Origin of the sequence: Acinetobacter bereziniae LMG 1003 = CIP 70.12 (genome assembly GCF_000368925.1) — a bacterium.
In the GTDB taxonomy this organism is placed as follows: Bacteria; Pseudomonadota; Gammaproteobacteria; order Pseudomonadales; family Moraxellaceae; genus Acinetobacter; species Acinetobacter bereziniae.
This window is the reverse complement of sequence record NZ_KB849756.1, coordinates 211,492-230,538: the sequence shown is the minus strand read 5'-3', so window position 1 is coordinate 230,538 and position 19,047 is coordinate 211,492. Positions and strand designations below refer to the sequence as shown.

The 19,047-nt window shown below is 37.6% G+C and carries 17 protein-coding genes; 9 read left to right on the top strand and 8 right to left on the bottom strand.

All coding sequences use genetic code 11. The features are described from left to right. The 6 genes from F938_RS24705 to F938_RS11195 form a co-directional block, all read left to right on the top strand. Positions 1 to 123, top strand: a 123-nt coding sequence (locus tag F938_RS24705; RefSeq protein ID WP_005031865.1) for an integrase core domain-containing protein, incomplete at its 5' end; no start/stop codon positions are given. 107 nt (positions 124 to 230) lie between these two features. Continuing rightward, on the top strand, positions 231 to 2,957 hold the full coding sequence (locus tag F938_RS11215; RefSeq protein WP_005031863.1) for a type VI secretion system Vgr family protein: 2,727 nt from the start codon (positions 231 to 233) through the stop codon (positions 2,955 to 2,957). A 25-nt stretch (positions 2,958 to 2,982) separates the two neighbouring features. Then, positions 2,983 to 4,065 (top strand): LysM peptidoglycan-binding domain-containing protein, encoded by a 1,083-nt coding sequence (locus F938_RS11210; RefSeq protein ID WP_005031861.1) that lies wholly within the window; start codon positions 2,983 to 2,985, stop codon positions 4,063 to 4,065. A gap of 13 nt (positions 4,066 to 4,078) precedes the next feature. Next, positions 4,079 to 4,975, top strand: a complete 897-nt coding sequence (locus F938_RS11205) for a tetratricopeptide repeat protein (protein WP_005031859.1) — start codon at positions 4,079 to 4,081, stop codon at positions 4,973 to 4,975. A gap of 275 nt (positions 4,976 to 5,250) precedes the next feature. Then, positions 5,251 to 5,706: a hypothetical protein gene (locus tag F938_RS11200; protein WP_005031856.1), complete on the top strand. Its 456-nt coding sequence runs from the start codon at positions 5,251 to 5,253 to the stop codon at positions 5,704 to 5,706. A gap of 274 nt (positions 5,707 to 5,980) precedes the next feature. Beyond that, positions 5,981 to 6,430 (top strand): hypothetical protein, encoded by a 450-nt coding sequence (locus F938_RS11195; RefSeq protein ID WP_005031854.1) that lies wholly within the window; start codon positions 5,981 to 5,983, stop codon positions 6,428 to 6,430. Positions 6,431 to 6,589: 159 nt separating this feature from the next. On the opposite strand, the gene benE is transcribed toward F938_RS11195, so the two are convergent. The 6 genes from benE to catA all read right to left on the bottom strand — a co-directional run bounded on the left by benE (position 6,590) and on the right by catA (position 12,703). Next, positions 6,590 to 7,816: a benzoate/H(+) symporter BenE gene (gene benE / locus F938_RS11190; RefSeq protein ID WP_005031852.1), complete on the bottom strand. Its 1,227-nt coding sequence runs from the start codon at positions 7,814 to 7,816 to the stop codon at positions 6,590 to 6,592. A 59-nt stretch (positions 7,817 to 7,875) separates the two neighbouring features. Further along, positions 7,876 to 8,661, bottom strand: coding sequence for a 1,6-dihydroxycyclohexa-2,4-diene-1-carboxylate dehydrogenase (locus F938_RS11185; RefSeq protein ID WP_005031849.1), 786 nt, complete (start codon positions 8,659 to 8,661; stop codon positions 7,876 to 7,878). 26 nt (positions 8,662 to 8,687) lie between these two features. After that, positions 8,688 to 9,704, bottom strand: a complete 1,017-nt coding sequence (gene benC / locus F938_RS11180; protein WP_005031848.1) for a benzoate 1,2-dioxygenase electron transfer component BenC — start codon at positions 9,702 to 9,704, stop codon at positions 8,688 to 8,690. 95 nt (positions 9,705 to 9,799) lie between these two features. After that, positions 9,800 to 10,309: a benzoate 1,2-dioxygenase small subunit gene (gene benB, locus F938_RS11175; protein WP_004830546.1), complete on the bottom strand. Its 510-nt coding sequence runs from the start codon at positions 10,307 to 10,309 to the stop codon at positions 9,800 to 9,802. Next, positions 10,306 to 11,706, bottom strand: a complete 1,401-nt coding sequence (gene benA, locus F938_RS11170) for a benzoate 1,2-dioxygenase large subunit (protein WP_005031846.1) — start codon at positions 11,704 to 11,706, stop codon at positions 10,306 to 10,308. Before benA ends, benB begins: the two co-directional genes overlap by 4 nt. A gap of 76 nt (positions 11,707 to 11,782) precedes the next feature. After that, positions 11,783 to 12,703, bottom strand: a complete 921-nt coding sequence (catA, locus tag F938_RS11165) for a catechol 1,2-dioxygenase (protein ID WP_005031842.1) — start codon at positions 12,701 to 12,703, stop codon at positions 11,783 to 11,785. A 280-nt stretch (positions 12,704 to 12,983) separates the two neighbouring features. Here catA and F938_RS11160 point away from each other — a divergent pair, with 280 nt between their 5' ends. The 3 genes from F938_RS11160 (at position 12,984) to F938_RS11150 (ending at position 17,419) form a co-directional block, all read left to right on the top strand. Then, positions 12,984 to 13,907 carry a LysR family transcriptional regulator gene (locus F938_RS11160; protein WP_004830550.1) on the top strand — a complete coding sequence of 308 codons (924 nt, stop codon included), beginning with the start codon at positions 12,984 to 12,986 and terminating at the stop codon, positions 13,905 to 13,907. A gap of 798 nt (positions 13,908 to 14,705) precedes the next feature. After that, positions 14,706 to 16,070 carry an MFS transporter gene (locus F938_RS11155; protein WP_004830551.1) on the top strand — a complete coding sequence of 455 codons (1,365 nt, stop codon included), beginning with the start codon at positions 14,706 to 14,708 and terminating at the stop codon, positions 16,068 to 16,070. 77 nt (positions 16,071 to 16,147) lie between these two features. Continuing rightward, positions 16,148 to 17,419, top strand: coding sequence for a DcaP family trimeric outer membrane transporter (locus F938_RS11150; RefSeq protein WP_010591548.1), 1,272 nt, complete (start codon positions 16,148 to 16,150; stop codon positions 17,417 to 17,419). A 61-nt stretch (positions 17,420 to 17,480) separates the two neighbouring features. Here the strand turns inward: F938_RS11150 and F938_RS11145 are convergent, their stop codons facing one another. Both F938_RS11145 and F938_RS11140 read right to left on the bottom strand, forming a co-directional pair. Then, positions 17,481 to 18,392 carry an alpha/beta fold hydrolase gene (locus tag F938_RS11145; protein WP_005031839.1) on the bottom strand — a complete coding sequence of 304 codons (912 nt, stop codon included), beginning with the start codon at positions 18,390 to 18,392 and terminating at the stop codon, positions 17,481 to 17,483. A gap of 8 nt (positions 18,393 to 18,400) precedes the next feature. After that, positions 18,401 to 18,952 carry a PadR family transcriptional regulator gene (locus tag F938_RS11140; protein ID WP_005031837.1) on the bottom strand — a complete coding sequence of 184 codons (552 nt, stop codon included), beginning with the start codon at positions 18,950 to 18,952 and terminating at the stop codon, positions 18,401 to 18,403. Between the last annotated feature and the right edge of the window lie 95 nt (positions 18,953 to 19,047).

Here is a 19,047-nt window from a genome sequence, read left to right as displayed (position 1 = left end):
GCGAAACAATCAATTGCTGAATATTTGGATTTTTATAACATGATACGTCCTCATTCAAGTTTGAATAAGGCAACACCGGATGAATTTTATGATCAACATTTACTAAAAGTAATGGCAGCATAATTTAAATATTTAGAGCGGATTTATCACTTATAAAACTGAATTGAGTGGTCTAATTAACGGAACCACATTAAAAACGGGCTTTACATATTCAATTTAGCAATCCCAATTTGGCTGCCCATGTATTCTTGCAACGTATCGATGGGACACATACCATCAATGATGGCTTGAATTTACAACTTATTTGTTTATCTACACGAAACAACATCGCCTTAAAAAGCTTTATTGGGTGTCGTGTAGCCGTTGATATGGTCAATGACCGATCTGAGTTGCATCGCATTTCAGGAATTGTGACAAAAGCTGAGCTGGGTTCCTCGGATGGTGCGTTGACAATTTATCGCCTTTCTGTAGAAGACCCAACTGCGCTTTGGAAGTATCGAAGAAACTCGCGAGTATTTATGAATATGTCTGCTTTACAGGCAGTAGAAGTCATATTTAATGAATGGCGAGAAAGATCTCCACTGTTTGCTTCAAGTTTGACTTTGGATAAAAGTGGTCTAACCAAAGACTATGATATTCGACCCTTCATTATGCAGAATAATGAACGAGATATAGATCTTATTCAAAGGCTTCTAGCATCGGAAGGCGTGACGACTTTAATTGATGAGACACAGCTTAAAGTGTCTTATTTTAATGAACAAATCCAACCTCAAAAGCTTCGTTTAATTGATGACAATACTCAATATAAAAGTTTAGAACGTCGCATTATCCGTTTTCATCGAAGTTCGGCTGTCGAACAGCAAGATACCATCACAGCATTGACAGGATTGCGTTCACTGCAACCGACGTCTGTGCATATTCAACGATGGCAAGCTGATATGTTAGATATAGAAGAAGGCGCAGGCAATGTTTTAAGTAAGTATCAGCAGAGTGAAAACTATGACAATGCCAGTTTAGGTTTAGAACAAGTATGGCAGTTTAGTCCTGCATGGACCCAAGACTTGAATGGAGAAGATGGAGTAACGCCATCGGGTAACAATCAGGTTGAACGTTTTAACCAAAACCTCAGCAATTACTATGACGCTCAAGCCAAACAATTTATTGCCGTATCGACAGTAAGAGATGCGCAGGTTGGCTATTACTTTGAGCTTAACCAACATCCAAACCTAGATCTAAAAGATGTTGCCGATCGACAATTTCTGATTATATCCAAAACCTTTTATCACCAAAATAATTTACCAAAAGACTTAACTCACCAAGTCGAAGCACTCATCCAACAAAGCCAATGGCAACTTGCCCATATCACCACAAACAGCAGCGAAGAACGCCAAGCCAATCAGTTGCTGTTACAACGACGCAATATAGCCGTTGTCCCTGAATACAATCCGCTGAAACATCGACCTACTACATATCCAATGCGAGCGAGAGTAGTCGGACCGAGTGGGGAGGAAATCTATGTCAATGAACGAGGTCAGATTAAGGTAAATTTCTTGTTTACCCGTCACGAAGACCACCAACATGATGGTGGCGCAGGCGCGAACGATAATGATACTGACTCGGCTTGGGTGGATGTACTGACGCCATGGGCAGGAGAAGGCTATGGAGTACGATTCTTACCGAGGGTCGGGGAGATCGTCATGATCTCGTTCAGTGATGGTGACATTGATAGACCATTTGTACTGGGACGAATTCATGAAGGGTATCGCTATCCGACCAAGTTTGATGACCAAGGAAAGCTACCTGATACTAAAAAACTTTCTGGGATCAAAACTAAGGAATATAAATCTGAAGGGTTTAATCAACTGCGCTTTGACGATACCACCAACCAGATCAGCACTCAGTTACACAGCAGTCATGCGACAAGCCAACTGAATCTTGGGAATTTAAGCCATCCAAAAGAAACCGAGACCAGTGAAGGGCGCGGAGAAGGTTTTGAATTAAGAACGGACCAATGGGGCGCAGTACGTGCAGGGAAAGGCTTATTACTATCGACTTATCAACAAGAACATGCCAAAGGCGATCATCTTGATGCAACGCCTGCCAAGAAACAACTTGAAGACAGTCAAAACAAAAGTAAAGCACTCAGTGATATCGCCAAGAAGCAAAAGACCGATGAAATAGAATCAGTTGAGCAACTTAAAATATTTGCTCAACAGCTCCAACAAGAAATTGCCAAATTTAATCAAGCGGTGCTTTTACTGAGTTCCCAAGATGGTATTGCTTTGAGCACACCTGAAAATATCTATTTATCTGCGGATGCCCAAATCAATCAAATTGCTGGTGACAGCATTAACTTTAGTACGCAAAAGAACTGGATTGTGCATGCCAAAAATAAAATAAGTTTATTTTCAGTGATGAATGGCATCAACATTATCGCAGCACAGGGAAAATTTAATATTCATGCACAGGCAAATGCCCTAGATATATTTGCCAAACTTGGGATCACAATATCTTCGACAGAAAATCGTGTTGAAATCAATAGCTCGAAAGAAGTTCAGATTACAGGCAAATCCTCAAGGATTACCTTGAACGGTGCTGGTATTTTATGTGAAACAGATCGAATGTTTGAGGTAAAGTCTGGGCAACAGATGTTTCAAAGCGGGGTTAAAATTCAGCCTATATTACCAAGCTTTAGTAGCTTAGCAATGAATAAAGAGAGTTACTTATTTACAAATCGTATTGATGCTTTTGATCTATTTAAAAATTATGAGTTTTCAAAGGTTCATTACCGAGCATTGCTGAAAGGGGAGAACATATATAAATCTGGGACATTAGACGAATATGGTCGAACCGAACGTTTTGCAAGTATTGATAATAAACAGGAAGATTTACAAGTTATCATTGATGATCCAACCTATGAATGGTTAATTATTGATGAAGATTTTCAAGAACAATAAGATAATGAAATAGAAGGCTAAGTTTATGAAGTTTGAAGTGTTTTTTAATGATAGATCAAAAAATCCAGTTGATGGTTTACGTTATAGAATTTTGGTTCTAAATAATGAACAAAAAAATACAAAAAGAATATTAGTTGACTCAATTACAAGGAATGGTAAAGGAAAAGGAGAAATGCTAGTTGGTATAGAAAAATTAATTTTTGAAGTAATGGGATTCCCGACGCCATATAAATCATGGACAGAAATAGGTTGTTTTTCATATAATAAAAGAATGGGTAAAGATGAAAAAAGAACAATAACAGTAAATGTCCCGTCAATAATAATTAATACAAAAACATTTCCAAAACAAGAAATAGCTGGTAGTTATGAAAGGAGAACGCGTGTTCTAAATAAAATATTAGATAAGGATATTTATTTATATCCTAGTATTATAAAGCATACAGTTAAATCTGGAGAAAATTTGGCTATTATTGCAAAGCAGCATGGTGTATCTATTGAAGACATAAAAGCGAGAAATAATGGTATTAATGTTAATACTATTAAAGTAGGGCAAATTATTATCATAAAAGATGAAATAGATGCTAAAAGGCAAGAATTAGCCGACCACAAAAAATATAAGATGTATATAAAAGAAAAGTTTGAGGTCTCTAAAAATAATTCAAAAGTTATATTAAAAATTGAAGAAAAGTCGAAGGGTACTCAACTCATGTATGTAAACTTTTCTGGTGCAATTGCTGCTGTTATTGGTGCTGGGGCTAGCATACAAGTTGGCGTTGCAAGGACACCTTCTGGGAAATGGGGAGTATTCGTTGCTCCAGGAGTTTCAGCAGTACAAGGTACTCCTTCTCTTTCTATAGAAGGTGGGTATTTAATTAGTGAAGCTACAAGTTTAGATGATTTGAAAGGGTTTGGTTATAGTATAAATGCTAATGCTTATATTCTTCTAGGAGGCTCAGGAGTTGTTGGAGCAGGACTAACGCCAGAAAAGTTATACGAGGGTAAATTTGATGAGGGGACAACGCCTATGGTAGGTGCTGAGACTGGTGTTGGAGGTGGTTTTAATGTACAACACAACCTTAGCTATACTTTTGTTATTCCTTTAAATTAAGCTTGGAGAAAAAATGAAATTTTTGTATGTATTAAGCTTATTTGCATTTTTTACTATTACTGGATGCGAGGCAAAAAGAGAGAGCGGTGTTCAAGGTATTAAGTCAGCTATTAACATTCAGGAATTTAAAGAAATAGTAGAAAGTAGTGATGAGATTAAACAAAAAAAATTATTCCAAAAAATACAGGAGTATGCTGAGAATAAAGACGCTAACGCTCAAAATTTATTAGGAGTTGTGTATGAAAATGGATTTTTAGGACAACATGAAGATATTAAAAAAGCTATTCATTGGTATAAAAAATCGGCTGATAATGGTAGTGGAATAGCTGAAAATAATATTGCTAATCTTTATTATAGAGGGCAAGGAGTAGAAAAAAATGATGAACTTGCTTATAAGTTTTACAAAAAATCAATGGGGAAAAATACTCCAGAAGCTATAAACTCGATTGGGCTTATGTACTTTAATGGTGCTTTTGTGGTTGCAGATAAAAAACAAGCATGTGACTATTTTAAAAAGTCTGCAGATTTAGGATATTATTTAGGAGAGTCAAATGTAGCGAACTGTTATTTAAATGGTTGGAATGGTTCGATTAATAAAAATAAATATTTCGAATACTCTTTGAAAGCTGCAAAAAGTAATTATTCTCCATCACAGTTTAATGTTGCGGTAATGTATGCGAAAGGTGAGGTTGTAGATAAATCTATTTCTAAATCAATATATTGGTATGAGAAAGCTTTGCAACAAAATGATCCTAGAGCTGCTTATAATTTAGCATCATTATATGAAGATGGTAATGATGTTGAAAAAGATATTAGGAAAGCATATAGATATTATGAGTTAGCATATGAAATGGGTTTAGGGATTGCAAAAGATAAAATGGATGAATTGAAAAATAAAATTGAGCGATAAGTTATATTGGCAGTTTATTTTAAGAGTGGTTAACACTGCGATAAAAATTATTGTATTTTTAAGTTAGTTAAAATTTTGGATTATTGATATTAGTTCCAGTTGAATCTGGCTCTTTTTTTTGAAAAAAAGAAAGGTTATATTTGATTTTATGAAACTTGGTTTTTTTTGTTGAGTGGGAATTGATGAATATTTCTAAAAATAAAATATAAATTTTGTTAACCTAATTTTTAAAATGTGTTGATTTAAAAATATTATATTCTGATGAGGTGCGTTCAATGAGATTTTTATTTGTAATCATTTTTATATTTAGCGTTTGCACTGTACAGGCTAAAAATGATATTAAATATACTGGTTACGAGATTGGTAATAGGTATAAATTATTACAAAGCTTTATTGTTGATTATGAGGTTGAAAATGGAGGTCCTATATTAGATGGTAAGGTAAGTATATATAAAGCTAATAAGAATGAATGTGTTCTTGTTTCAAAAATTGATGGTGATTCTGGAGTATATGGTACAGAAACCATCTTATATTTTTATAACTCAAAAGTTTTATATGGATACTATGTAAATTACAACTATATATTTTTAAATGGTGAGGGTTCTATTAAATTAAATAAGGTAAATTATGAAAACCCTGAAAGTGAAAATTCACTGATTAAGTTGAAAAAAGAATTTAGTAGGTACATAAGTAATATTAGTAAAAATACTTTAAGAAAGTGTTCTAATTAATTAAAATTTTTTCTGTTTACCTACTCCCATTTGGAAGATGGTAAATTGCATTTGGGTTCCAAGTCTGATACTAAAAAAATATAGAAATTTTAACTATGGTAGCTCAAATAGCATCGAATTATGATTTGTAATGGGGAGAGGCATGGGAAAAAAGGGCGATCATTATTTTTAATTATATCAGAATGGCAAGACTTGGCGTATTTTAAAGCTACAGCTTTTGTAATTAGGAATAAGTAATTATAAAAAAATAACTTTTTAAAAAGATGACTTTATTATGATTCTAAGAATTTGCATAGCCTTAGTGTTTTTTATAACTATAAATGTCAAAGCAAAAGATAATTTACTTACTGGTGAAGAAATCAGTAAAAAGTATAAAGTAGTACAATCATTAAATATTCCAGCAAATTATGATAACGGTATGGTATTAACTATGTATGCACATATTTATAGAATTAATGTTGCGCAATGTGTAATTGTTTCAAGGTTAGATAATGAATCTAATTTTGGAGGATATGAAAGTATAGTTTATTTTAAAAAAGGAGTAATGTTGAGAAGTTCACAACAAGAATTTGCTTCTATTTTTTTAGATGATGATGCTAAAATTAAATCAGATCAAATAAAATACGGAAATTATTTAAATGGAAAAGAGGTGCAAATAGGTTTAAAAGAAAATTTTATAGAATATAGGAAAAAATTTAATAAAAAGACTTTAGCAGCGTGTTAATTTTTTAATGTTATGATTTTTTTTAAATATTGCGATAAAATAAAAAAAGCAATGAATAACTCAATACATAGAGTCCACAACAATATTTTATTTAAAAAATAATATAAAAACCCCATCTAATCAATGAGGCTTTATAACAAGGTTAAATGAATTTTTACTTTACTGACTCGGTGTAGAATCCTGAACTGGCATTGGAGTCTGAACTTTTGACTGCTTAGGCGTTAACAGTAAATGACTGATCATTCCAATACAAATACCCCAAAAAACCGAACTAAACCCTAAAAAGTGCATTCCAGAAACCGTAGCGAGAAATGTAATTAAGGCGGCATCTCGCTGAGAATCATCTTTCATAGCAACACTCATATTGGTTGCAATTGCCCCTAACAATGCCAATCCCGCAAGTGCTGCAATCAGTTCTTTCGGTAAAATACTAAAGAGCATGACTAGGCTACCTGCAAATAAACCGCCCAGAATATAAAAAATACCATTGGCGATACCTGCAATATAGCGTTTTTCTTTAAGCTCATGAGCATCTTTACCTGTACACAGTGCAGCTGTAATTGCAGCAAGTACAATGGTGATTCCACCTGTGAATGCAACTACAATCGAGGTGATGCTTGCGACAGTTAAAATAGGTTTTGCAGGAGTTTGATAACCACTCAGTTTTAAAATAGCCATACCGGGTAAAAACTGCCCAGTTAAGCTGACAATGGTGAGTGGAATCGCAAGGTTTAGTGTAGAAGACCATGTCCATTCAGGGTAAATCATATGTGGAATCGCAAGAGAAAAATCCATTGCAACAGGTTGGATTTGTCCTAGACTGAAACTCAGTACAACACCTGCAATCAGTACCCAGATAATGGCATAACGGGGAGAATACCGTTTTGCCAATAAAAAACAAATCAGCATACCAAAGACAAGATAAGGCATGTGATCCGTGGCTTTAAAAAGTCCCAGACCAAACTGAAAAAGAATGCCAGCCATCATACCAGCCGCCAGTCCTTGAGGAATCCATTTTAAAAGTTTATCAAAGGAGCCAGTGATGCCGATCAAAAAAATAATCACTGCCGATGTGATATAAGCAGCAACGACTTCATTTAATGAAATATGCGGGAACAATGCCACAAGCAATGCTGTTCCAGGCGCAGACCATGCTGTAATAATTGGGGTTTTAAACTTAATGGATAAAATAATACCCGCAATCGCCGCGCCAATCGAACTACCCCAAATCCATGATGCCATCATGGAAGAAGAAACGTTGGCTTGTTGGGCGGCTTGAAAAAAGATAATCATGGGTCCCGCATAAGAAATCAGTACAGCTAAGAACCCAGCGACCGTTGCGGAAATTGACCAATCTTGCTTAAGTGTTTTTAACAGGGTTGCCATTGGGCAAAGCCTCCATGCGATGAATTCAATGTTCCTGTTGCATAAAATGGGCGATCAGTTTATCCCTGATCACCACCACCGACAGGAACAATCGTACCAGTCATATATGAAGATTCATCTGATGCCAAAAATAAAATGGCATTAACCTGTTCTTGGATCGTGCCATATCGTCCCATAAACGTCCGATCTATGGTTTGCTCAACGACATCCTGCATCCATTTTTGTTCGTTTTCAGTCAATGCTGCGCTATTGCGTGGTACTTTACGAGGTGGCGCTTCTGTTCCTCCAGTCGCCACAGCATTGACGCGTATTCCATCTTTGGCATGTTCAAAGGCGAGTCCAGTCGTTAAACCATTGACACCACCTTTGGATGCAGAATAGGGTACACGATTGATACCACAAGTGGCGATCGAAGAAACATTGACGATCGTGCCATGTTGATTTTTGATCATCTCAGGTAAAACTGCACGACAACACCATAAAGTCGGAAACAATGAACGATTCACTTCTTTGATAATTTCCGCTTCAGAAAATTCCTGAAAAGGTTTCATCCAGATTGCACCACCGACATTATTGACCAAAATGTCGACTCGTCCGTAGCATGTAATCGCTTTGCTGATGACGGATTCAGCACCTGCAAAGGTTTCTAAATCTGCTAGAATCGTGACACCTTTACCCCCAAACTGTATGATTTCTGCCAGTACTTCTTCGACATAAGCCGAGCGATCTGCCATAACCACTTGCGCACCTTCGGCAGCCATTTGTAATGCTACACCACGTCCAATACCTTGAGCGGCACCGGTAACAATCACCACTTTATTTTCAAATCTTTGTCTATTTGACATTTGCTCAGCTCCAAAATCAGACAAATTTAATTGGCTGAGAATTTTTCAAATAAGAAATTTGCAGGTTGAATACCTTCTTGATCTAACCATGTACGAACAGCTTCAACCATAGGTACAGGACCACAGAGATAAACGTCGACATCACCTTGATTTAACCAGTCATTTTCAATATGACCCGTCACATAACCTTTACGTTCATGTGTCGATTCTGGATGGGCAACGACTGTTCGAAATTCAAACCACGGTAACTTATTTTGGAGTTCATTGAGCTTATCTAATGCCACAAGATCAAAGTCATTGGTGACACCAAAAACCAAACGTACAGGCTGTGTTGAACCTTTTTCTTCCAGTACCTGCAACATGGATATAAAAGGAGCAATCCCCGTACCGCCAGCGAGCATAAGTACTGGGCGTACTACATTGCGAAGGTAAAAACTTCCAAACGGACCTGTAAACGTCATTTTATCGCCAGCTTTGGCATTGACACTTAAAAAATCACTCATTTTTCCATTGGGAACATTACGAACCACAAAGCCTGTTAAACGTTGTCCCGGTTTAGAGCTAAAAGAGTAGGAGCGTGTTTCATTGGTTCCTGGGATGGCAACGTTGACATATTGTCCTGCAAGGAAATGGATATCAGGCTGACCTTCATCCAATTGAATATCAAATGTAATGGTTGAATCGGACAGGTTTTCTACTCGTGACAGCGTACCTTGAAAGGCATGAATTTCAGTTTTGCATACTTCAGAAGAGGCTTGAATTTGAAAAACAGCATCCGAATTGGGTCTACATTGACAAGCTAAAATATAGCCTTGCTCAGCTTCTTCAGCTGTTAACGCATCTTCAATATAGCTTTCTTCAGGCATATCAAAAGTACCTGATTCACAAAAAGCACGACAGGTTCCACATGCACCATCACGACAGTCTAAAGGAATATTAATTTTTTGACGGTACGCTGCATCAGATAAAGTTTCACCTTGTGCAACAGATATAAAACGAGTTACGCCATCTTCAAATTGAAGTGCAACATTGTGGTTTGACATGGCTGGTGGTCCTATAAAAATCTTTAAACATTAGATTGCTGTTAGCCCAAATATGCTTGAGCTAGAGCGAATATCAGCTTATGGTGTCAACACAATTAGAGGTGATATATATCAATCACTTGATTGATGTAGTCATTTTTCAACACCACATATTTATTTAAAATCTGGGGTTGAGGACCTGAAAAGTCGATTTCGTAGCGTGACATTCCAAAGTAGCTATAACTGGTTTTGTAGCGGAAACTTAATGTGTTCCAATTAAAACGAACCGTGACTTTAAGTCCATCAGTAGCAACCACTTCAATATTATTGATGTTGTGACTGGTACGTGTATCGGGCATTGTTGCTGAAGAACGTTCGGTTTTGATACGGAAAACACGGTCTTCCAACCCTTGACGATCTGGATAGTAAATCAATGAAATTTCTGATTGCGGGTCTTCTGTAAGGCGATCATCATCATCCCAAGCAGGCATCCAAAAAGATGCAGTGGGTGCATAACATGCTAACCATTGGTCCCATTGTTCATCATCTAAAAAGCGGGCTTCACGGTAGAGAAATTGAGCAATATTTTCTAAAGACACTTGTTCAATAGGTGCTGTTGCATTCATGCGACTTCTCCTTGCGTGTTCACTTCTTTTTGAGCAAGTTGTTTTTCTGATTGGATAGCATGTTTCATCACCTCTAACCAGTATTGATGTTGTGCAAGATATAAACCTTCGTCTTCTGTTTTAATGCCACTGAGTTTTGGTTTTAAACCGATTTCATTGGCAGCATCGTCTGGACCTTGGATCCAATGCTTTGAACCTCGACACATATCATTCCATTCCAGTTCAATACCCGCATAACCTGCTTGGCAGGCACGGAACTCTTCGAGGTCGTCAGGAGTCGCCATACCCGATGCATTAAAGAAATCTTCATATTGGCGGATACGACGAGCACGTGCCTCTGGCGCTTCTCCTACAGGGGCAATACAGTAAATCGTGACTTCAGTTTTATTGACTGAAATCGGGCGAAGTACACGTATTTGTGATCCGAATTGATCCATAAAATAAACATTTGGGTAAAGACATAAATTACGAGAGCGTTCGATCATCCATTTCGACATGGGGGCGCCAAATTTTTCAGTATATTCTGCGGCTTTTGGATAGTTCGGACGATCTTCAGGATTTGCCCATTGGGTCCATAACAGCATGTGACCATGCTCAAAACCATAAGAGCCACCGCCTTGCTTACCCCATGCACCTGCACTCATGGCACGAACATTATCATTTTCCTGTTGTTTTTCTTTTCGTTGTTGGGTGGTTGCGGCATAGTTCCAATGTACTGCAGAGACATGATAACCATCTGCACCATTTTCAGCGGTAAGTTTCCAGTTACCATCGTATGTATAAGTCGATGCGCCACGTAAGACCTCTAAACCTTGATCAGACTGATCTACAATCATGTCAATGATTTTGGTTGTTTCACCAAGGAATGAAACCAAACTAGGTACATCAGGGTTTAAACTTCCGAAAAGAAAACCTTTATAACTTTCAAAACGCGCAACTTTTTTTAGATCATGAGACCCTTCTTGGTTAAAGCAGTCTGAATAACCTGCTTCACTTGGATCTTTCACTTTGAGTAATTTACCTGAGTTGTTAAATGTCCAACCGTGAAAAGGGCAAGTATAGGTTGCCTTATTGCCACGCTTATGACTGCACAACTGAGCGCCACGATGTGAACATGCATTGATCATTGCATTTAATTCACCATTGCGATTTCGTGCAATGATGATAGGTTGGCGACCAATATGGGTGGTGTAGTAATCATTATTGTTGGGGATTTGACTTTCATGTGCCAAATACACCCAATTACCTTCAAAAATATATTTCATTTCAAGATCAAATAGACTTTGATCTGTAAATACTGAGCGATGAAGTTTAAATTCACCTGTTTCAAAGTTATCAACCAAAAGCTCATCAATACGGTCAAGATGGCTGGTGTTTATCACTGGAATACGTGGCATGTTATTTCTCCGGCTTTCCAAATAAGATTACGAACCGAAATGTTGGGATTAAAAGCACTCGGTTCTATACGTATGATTAAGCGCTTGCGCGTCGACGAATGACTTCAGTCGATGGGGCTTGGTCTTGTGTCTGAATCAGTTGAATATTGAATTCAATCTTTTTAAAGGCTTTGTTCAAACCATAACGGGCAATCTCTGCTTCATCAGTGATGTCTACAGCAGTAGCCACCAGACCTTCACGTGTAGCAAAAGCAAAGTCATCCCAAAGGTATTGATCACCTTCAATATTGAATTGGGTGGTCAGTTTTCCATAACCTGGTGCTGAGACAAAATAATGCACATGTGATGGACGATTACCATGACGACCCAAGTGATTTAAAAGTGCCTGAGTTGTCCCTTGAGGTGGGCATCCATAACCTACAGGCATAGTCGTTTGAGCGACGTATTTGCCATTGGCATCGGTCAAAATGGTGCGACGTAAGTTAAAATCAGCTTGAGATTTGTCAAAAAAAGAATACGAACCTAAGCGATTGGCATGCCAAATTTCTACTTTAGCATTGGGAATGAGGTTGCCGTGGTGATCTGTAACTGTACCTTCAATCAATAAGGTATCAATCAGATCATCTTCAGAACCATCATCCATACGGGCGAAACCGATTGATTCTGGTGCGCCAGCAACATAAAGTGGACCTTCGATAGTACGTGGTGTTCCACCCGTAATGCCTGCTTTGGCATCGGCTTCATCAGCACGTAGATCTAAGAAATGCTCAAGTCCTAAACCTGCCGCCAATAGTCCAAGCTCATTGGCTTGACCTGCATCAGTAAAATATTCTAGTCCTTTCCATAGTTCAGTCTGGGAAATATCGAGATCATCGATGGCTTGAAAAAGATCAGCGACTAAACGAACCACAATTTGTTGAATACGAGGATTAACATTAGCTGTTGCTGTATCAATATTCATTTGCTTGACTAAAGCATCGATTTCTTGACGATTCATACTAAGCTCCTTAAGTATGAGTGGTTTGGCATCACATGCTGAATAAAATTTGCTTGCAACTTTGCTGCCCACTTTCCATGTTGTTGGCAACAAGACTTCTAGCTTAGACTGGTTTGTAAATTCATTTGGCTAACAGAATGTCATTCTTGGGTTGGCTTTGAATCACTTAAATTTTCAGTCTTGCTTTGCATCTTGCTTTTGATATACCTTAAAAGAATGAATGATCGCTGTCTAAGATCAAATTTGCATTTTTTTATATCTTAAAGGTATGGAGTTTGAGATGGAACTCAGGCATTTACGCTATTTTGTTGCTGTTGTAGAAGAACAGAGTTTTACCAAAGCGGCTGAAAAGCTTTATATTGCTCAACCCCCGTTGAGCAGACAGATTCAAAATCTTGAAAGTGAATTGGGTATCTCACTTTTTGAACGAGGAAGCCGTCCATTAAAAACCACTGAAGCGGGGCAATTTTTTTATCAACACGCCGTTAAACTTTTGTCTAATGCAGAAGAAGTCAAGTCGATGACCAAACGGATTGGTTTGATCGAAAAAACAGTCACCATGGGTTTTGTTGGCTCACTTTTGTACGGTTTGCTCCCTAAAATTGTTTATATGTTTCGACAACAGCAACCTCATTTAAAAATTGAATTGGTTGAAATGAGTACCAAAGATCAAATTCAAGCGCTAAAAGAGGGGCGTATTGATGTTGGATTTGGGCGTCTTAGGATTTCTGATCCCGCAGTTCGACGAGTTTTATTACGAGAAGAACCATTAATGTTGGCTGTTCATATTAGCCATCCTTTGGCTGATTCAAAAGGAACTTATTTTGCAGATATTGAAGATGAGAATCTATTTCTATACCCAAGCCATCCGAAGCCCAACTTTTCAACACAGGTTCGTCATCTTTTCTCTGAACATGGTCTAGATCCTAAAAATCTCAAGGAGGTCCGTGAGATTCAATTGGCTTTGGGTCTAGTTGCAGCAGGAGAAGGCGTATGTGTTGTACCTGAAAGTGCAAAAACCATTCAATTGCCGAATCTAATCTATATCCCCATGTTGGACAGCTCTGCAAAAAGTCCTATCTTTATGGCGATTCGTTGTATGGATGAAAGCGAAGATATTCGATCTTTGTTTGATTGTATTTATCAAGTTTATGATTTGGAAGGGTTTCAATATGACCGTGCGAGTTTTAGCATAATGGATTAAATTAAAAATATTTAGGGGCTGTGGACATTTCATAAATGGCTTGCGTTGTTGGTTAAAATTGAGCAGGCATGAGGAGTATACTCCGCAAGGAAATGAAGAGAATAGCGAGACTATTTTTAAGTTTCATAACGTAGTCTGAGATAATTTTAGCCACAACCCTTCGGGACTAGCGTGTTTTTTGGCACTTCGTCGTTCCCTTGCGAAACAGTGTTTCTCATTATTTAGAATGACTAAATTTCGTATTTCGCGCCTAGAATCGCCTAAAAAACACACCTAGTCGCAAACATAGACGAATTGTCCACAGACCCTAACCAAATCATCAGGCTTATTCGCATAATTCTCATTTGGATTGGCATTCCACCTAAAATCATCTGTTCATGCAAGCCTTCTCTCACTGGGAGAAGGGACTCTCATATTATTTTGTCTTCATTATTTTTGAATAAGGCAATCGTTATTCTAAAATATACAAATCGAGAATATTAATCGCTAAGCAATTAAAAAATGAATAATGGTTTATATATTATGTGAAAAGTAACATATTAAAAGTACACAATAAGCTTTTTGCTTTGCTTAATAAATCTAAAAACAGCCATTTAAAAGTTCAAATAAAAAATAAATGAGCAAAAATATAAGGCTGAATTATTTTATTCAAGCTTTTTAATCTATTGTTTATTCAAATAAAAACATTAAACCGACTTTTTAGGTATGGATATATATGTAATCGGTTTTGGACAAAAAATAGCGCTTACGCCATTGTCTGAGAAAACTTAGATGACGTTTCTCAGCAGGAGGCTGAATATGCAATTAAATATCAATCGGATTGTCGATGACGCAAAATTTACTCCATTCCATTGGGGAGTTTTATTGTGGTGTTTATCTATCATTATTTTTGATGGTTATGATTTAGTCATTTATGGCGTAGCTTTACCATTGTTGATGCAAGAGTGGGGGCTTACCGCTGTTCAAGCGGGAATGCTTGCCAGTACAGCACTATTTGGCATGATGTTTGGTGCGATGAGTTTTGGGACTTTGTCGGATAAATTAGGTCGTAAAAAAACCATTATGATTTGTGTGGCGATTTTCAGTGGATTTACTTTTTTAGGTGCTTTTGCATCAACACCAATTGAATTTGGGATTTTACGATTCTTAGCAGGTCTTGGAATCGGTGGTGTGATGCCAAATGTGGTGGCATTGATGACTGAATATGCACCTAAACGTATTCGCAGCACATTGGTTGCAGTGATGTTTAGTGGATATGCGATTGGTGGCATGGCTTCAGCATTATTGGGAGCGTGGTTGGTGGTTGATTATGGCTGGAAAATTATGTTCTACATCGCCATCATTCCTTTTTTAGCGCTCCCTTTGATTTGGAAATTTTTACCTGAGTCTTTGATGTATTTGACTCAACAAGAAAAAAATGACCAAGTCCGTGAGATTGTGCAAAAAATTGCCCCGCAACAAGATTTAACAGCATCCACTCAGTTTGTGCTGAATGAAGTCACTGCTGAGGATCAAGCACCATTACGTGCGCTATTTCAACAAGGACGTACTTTTAGCACCTTCATGTTTTGGATTGCATTTTTCATGTGTTTATTGATGGTTTATGCATTGGGCAGTTGGTTACCAAAGCTGATGATTCAGGCAGGTTATTCATTGGGTGCAAGTATGATTTTCTTATTTGCACTGAATATTGGCGGAATGGTCGGTGCAATTGGTGGTGGTGCATTGGCAGATAAATTTCATATTAAACCTGTATTAACCATCATGTTTGCTGTTGGTGCTATGGCACTCATTTTGCTCGGTTTTAAAAGCCCACAGGCTGTACTTTATACACTTATTGCGATAGCAGGTGCAGCAACAATCGGCTCGCAAATCTTACTTTATACCTTTGTTGCTCAATTTTATCCTGCGGCTGTTCGTTCCACAGGTATGGGATGGGCATCGGGTATTGGACGTATCGGTGCAATTGTAGGTCCAGTCCTCACTGGCGCACTGCTCACGTTTGAACTTCCTCATCAAATGAATTTTCTTGTGATTGCAATTCCAGGTGTGATTGCTGCAATTGCAATATTTTTAGTCAACTTAAAGGCTTCTGTCGAAAAAAATACAGTGCTTTCAGCAACTTCACCGCAACAAAATATTGTTGGCAATACTACAAATTAATCGATTTTTCAGCCTGAATCACGGAGATTAAGGCTGGTTCAAAATAATCAATCGTAGAGAATAGGATGCTTTCTACAATGAAAAAATTTAACTACAACGTCGTTTTAGTTTCAATCGGTTTGTTTAGTCTAAATATGGCTCATGCAGATTCACTTTCAGAAGTTGAACAATTAAGGAGTGAAGTCAAACAGTTGCGTGAAATGCTTGAGCAGCATCAGAAACAGCAAAATCAAGCTGTCCAACTGATACAAAATCAGCCACAGTCGAATCCGATAACAGCGACAAATTCATCAACATCATCCTGGTTAATACGTTCTAAAGCAGGCGCTGAAATGAGTCTATACGGCAATGTCCGTGCAGACTTGTTATATCAGTCAGAAGGCGGAAGTGCTGAGCGGCTTTATAATCAAATCAATACCGTTCCACTGAAAGGTAATAACGAAAGTAGTGATGTACTAAAATCAACCCTAGCAGCAACGCGCATAGGCTTAGATTTTAAAACCGCAGATCAGGATATAAATGCGAAAATAGAAGTTGATTTCTTGGGAGCAAATGATGCATTGAGGATTCGACATGCCTATTTTAATTATGGTTCATGGTTGGTTGGTCAAACTTGGTCAAATTTCGCAGTTCCAGATTATATGCCAGAAACGATTGATGCTTTGGGCTATGTTGGCGGGGCAGTAAAGCGTGATGCACAAGTCCGTTATACGCATAAATTTAATGCAGAAACTCAACTTGTCAGTGCTGTGGAGGATTCAAAAGATGCACTATCCAGTATGCGCTTGCCAGTATTTTCTACACGCCTGAATCATAGCTTTGCAGATCGTGCGGGGACTATGAGTTTAAGGGCAATGATGAGTCAAAAGCGTACTACAACCGATGATGAATTGGCATGGGGTGTGGGTGTCGGGGCAAAATATGAACTGAGTACAAAAACTACACTAAAAGCAGATTATTATCATGTGAAAGGAGACTCTAGTTTAGTGTCATGGACCAATGCTGGGTTTTCTATGGATGCCAACAAAAAAATCATGGCATTGAATGAATTTGACTCTATCACTTTGGGTGTGACTCAACAGTTTAATCCACAATGGCGTTCGACTTTGGGCTATGGTTATATGAAAGCTGATGAAAATCAGAAATATATCCAATATTTGAGTGATCCTACAAAAGCCAATAAGCATGTATGGCAGGCTTGGGCAAATGTATTTTATAGCCCGAAAAAACCATTAAGCTTTGGATTGGAATATGTCTATGGTGAGCGTCAAGCTTTTGCTGCTGGTGCAAATGGACAAGATACAGGAGAAGATAATCGTTTTAATGCAGTGGCAATGTATAATTTTTAAAGACTGAGTTTTAAAATCCTCGTTTAATTGGCTTTAAACGAGGATTTTTTATAAATATCGCTTATGCAGACTGTTTTAGAAAAGAGCGAATTTCTTGACTAAACTTGACAGGTTCAGTGATAAGAGGAGTATGTCCGGAGCGTTTAAATATAATATTTTTAGCATTGATCAAACTATTGGAAACTTGCATTTGTCCTTCAGCTGGATACAGTGAAGACTTTTCACCAATAAAGAAGGTCGTAGGGCAAGCCAATTGAGCAATGGCATCACGATAATCTTCATTATGATTGAGATAATTGTCGATATACCACGTTAAATAGTCCATGCGACGGATAGGCAATAAGTGTTTTTGGAGTTGTGGATGTTTTAAGGCTAAATTAAACATAAATGGACTTAATTTATTACTGCCTTGAATTTTAATGAAATTCAACCAAATTTGAATCAGTTCTGTTCTTGGCTCAATCGGCAATTCATCGACAAAACGATACTGAGAATACTGATGTAAAAAGTCAGAAAAATCTTTGAGTAAGCGCTTTATTTTAAAATATTTTTTGCCAAATAAACCAAATTCCCAAGTATCGTCTGTTGGAATTTTAGGGGTTTGATCGATATGTAAATAAGCTTTTAATTTGCCAGCCAAATTTCCATACTGCATACCATGCATGGCTGTGGTTGCGCCCATGGAATAACCCATGAGAATAAAATTATCTAAATTCAGTTGATCAATTAAGCTGTCAAGGTCACGCCAGTGATTTGATATTGCATCTATATCTTGTGGAATATTACACGTCTTCGAGCCACCAAAACCACGCCAGTCGGGGATATAAAATTTGTATTGTTTAATGTTGGGTAATAAAAAAGGTAACCACTGCCAGCTATGCATGCCTAAACCAGACAAAACAACTACAGGCTCGCCTTGACCAATTTCACGGACAAATAATTTCTCGCCATCAGGCATTGTATAGTGTGGCATGCATATTCCTACGGATTGTCTTTATTCTCAAATGCTTTTAGTCGTGGAATCACTTCATTGAGCCAGTTGATCCAGCCAGTTTCCAAGTCTATTCCCAATTGTAAAATCATTTTGTGGATATATAAAGTACGATCAAGTGTCTCTGTGTGTTCAAAATCTTTGGAAAAAATTTGAAGATAGAGTTTTAAATTTTCTTGATGCAATTTTAAATGACGTTCTAATTCAGGTAAAACAGTATTTCCACCAAATTGTGCTTCAGCACGTAAGCGTACCATAAGCTCTTCACGAAGTTGAGCAGGCTGTCCTTGCTTAACCATCCAGTCAGCCAACTCGACACGCCCAAGTTGTTCAACCTGATAGGTTTTTTTACGACCTTGATCCGCCTGATCTTCTAAAGTCGAAATCCAGCCTTTTTTTTGCATGCCGTTGAGTTCACGGTATATTTGCTGATGGGTCGCATTCCAAAAGAATCCCATGGATCGGTCAAAGCGTCGAGCCAACTCAAAACCTGTGCTTGGTTTTTCGATCAGACTGGTCAATAAAACATGGGCTAATGACATTGTGTAATATTAGGTCAATAAAATGAATATAAAGTCATTATGCAACATGTTGCATAAAAATCAAATCTCGATTATAAATACCCAAACTATGCAAC

Excerpts from the sequence above, each read along its gene's own strand:
- F938_RS11210 (WP_005031861.1), top strand. The coding sequence starts at position 2,983 with ATGAAGTTTGAAGTGTTTTTTAATGATAGATCAAAAAATCCAGTTGAT.
- F938_RS11205 (WP_005031859.1), top strand. The coding sequence starts at position 4,079 with ATGAAATTTTTGTATGTATTAAGCTTATTTGCATTTTTTACTATTACT.
- F938_RS11200 (WP_005031856.1), top strand. The coding sequence starts at position 5,251 with ATGAGATTTTTATTTGTAATCATTTTTATATTTAGCGTTTGCACTGTA.
- F938_RS11195 (WP_005031854.1), top strand. The coding sequence starts at position 5,981 with ATGATTCTAAGAATTTGCATAGCCTTAGTGTTTTTTATAACTATAAAT.
- benE (WP_005031852.1), bottom strand. The coding sequence starts at position 7,816 with ATGGCAACCCTGTTAAAAACACTTAAGCAAGATTGGTCAATTTCCGCA.
- F938_RS11185 (WP_005031849.1), bottom strand. The coding sequence starts at position 8,661 with ATGTCAAATAGACAAAGATTTGAAAATAAAGTGGTGATTGTTACCGGT.
- benC (WP_005031848.1), bottom strand. The coding sequence starts at position 9,704 with ATGTCAAACCACAATGTTGCACTTCAATTTGAAGATGGCGTAACTCGT.
- benB (WP_004830546.1), bottom strand. The coding sequence starts at position 10,309 with ATGAATGCAACAGCACCTATTGAACAAGTGTCTTTAGAAAATATTGCT.
- benA (WP_005031846.1), bottom strand. The coding sequence starts at position 11,706 with ATGCCACGTATTCCAGTGATAAACACCAGCCATCTTGACCGTATTGAT.
- catA (WP_005031842.1), bottom strand. The coding sequence starts at position 12,703 with ATGAATCGTCAAGAAATCGATGCTTTAGTCAAGCAAATGAATATTGAT.
- F938_RS11160 (WP_004830550.1), top strand. The coding sequence starts at position 12,984 with ATGGAACTCAGGCATTTACGCTATTTTGTTGCTGTTGTAGAAGAACAG.
- F938_RS11155 (WP_004830551.1), top strand. The coding sequence starts at position 14,706 with ATGCAATTAAATATCAATCGGATTGTCGATGACGCAAAATTTACTCCA.
- F938_RS11150 (WP_010591548.1), top strand. The coding sequence starts at position 16,148 with ATGAAAAAATTTAACTACAACGTCGTTTTAGTTTCAATCGGTTTGTTT.
- F938_RS11145 (WP_005031839.1), bottom strand. The coding sequence starts at position 18,392 with ATGCCACACTATACAATGCCTGATGGCGAGAAATTATTTGTCCGTGAA.
- F938_RS11140 (WP_005031837.1), bottom strand. The coding sequence starts at position 18,952 with ATGTCATTAGCCCATGTTTTATTGACCAGTCTGATCGAAAAACCAAGC.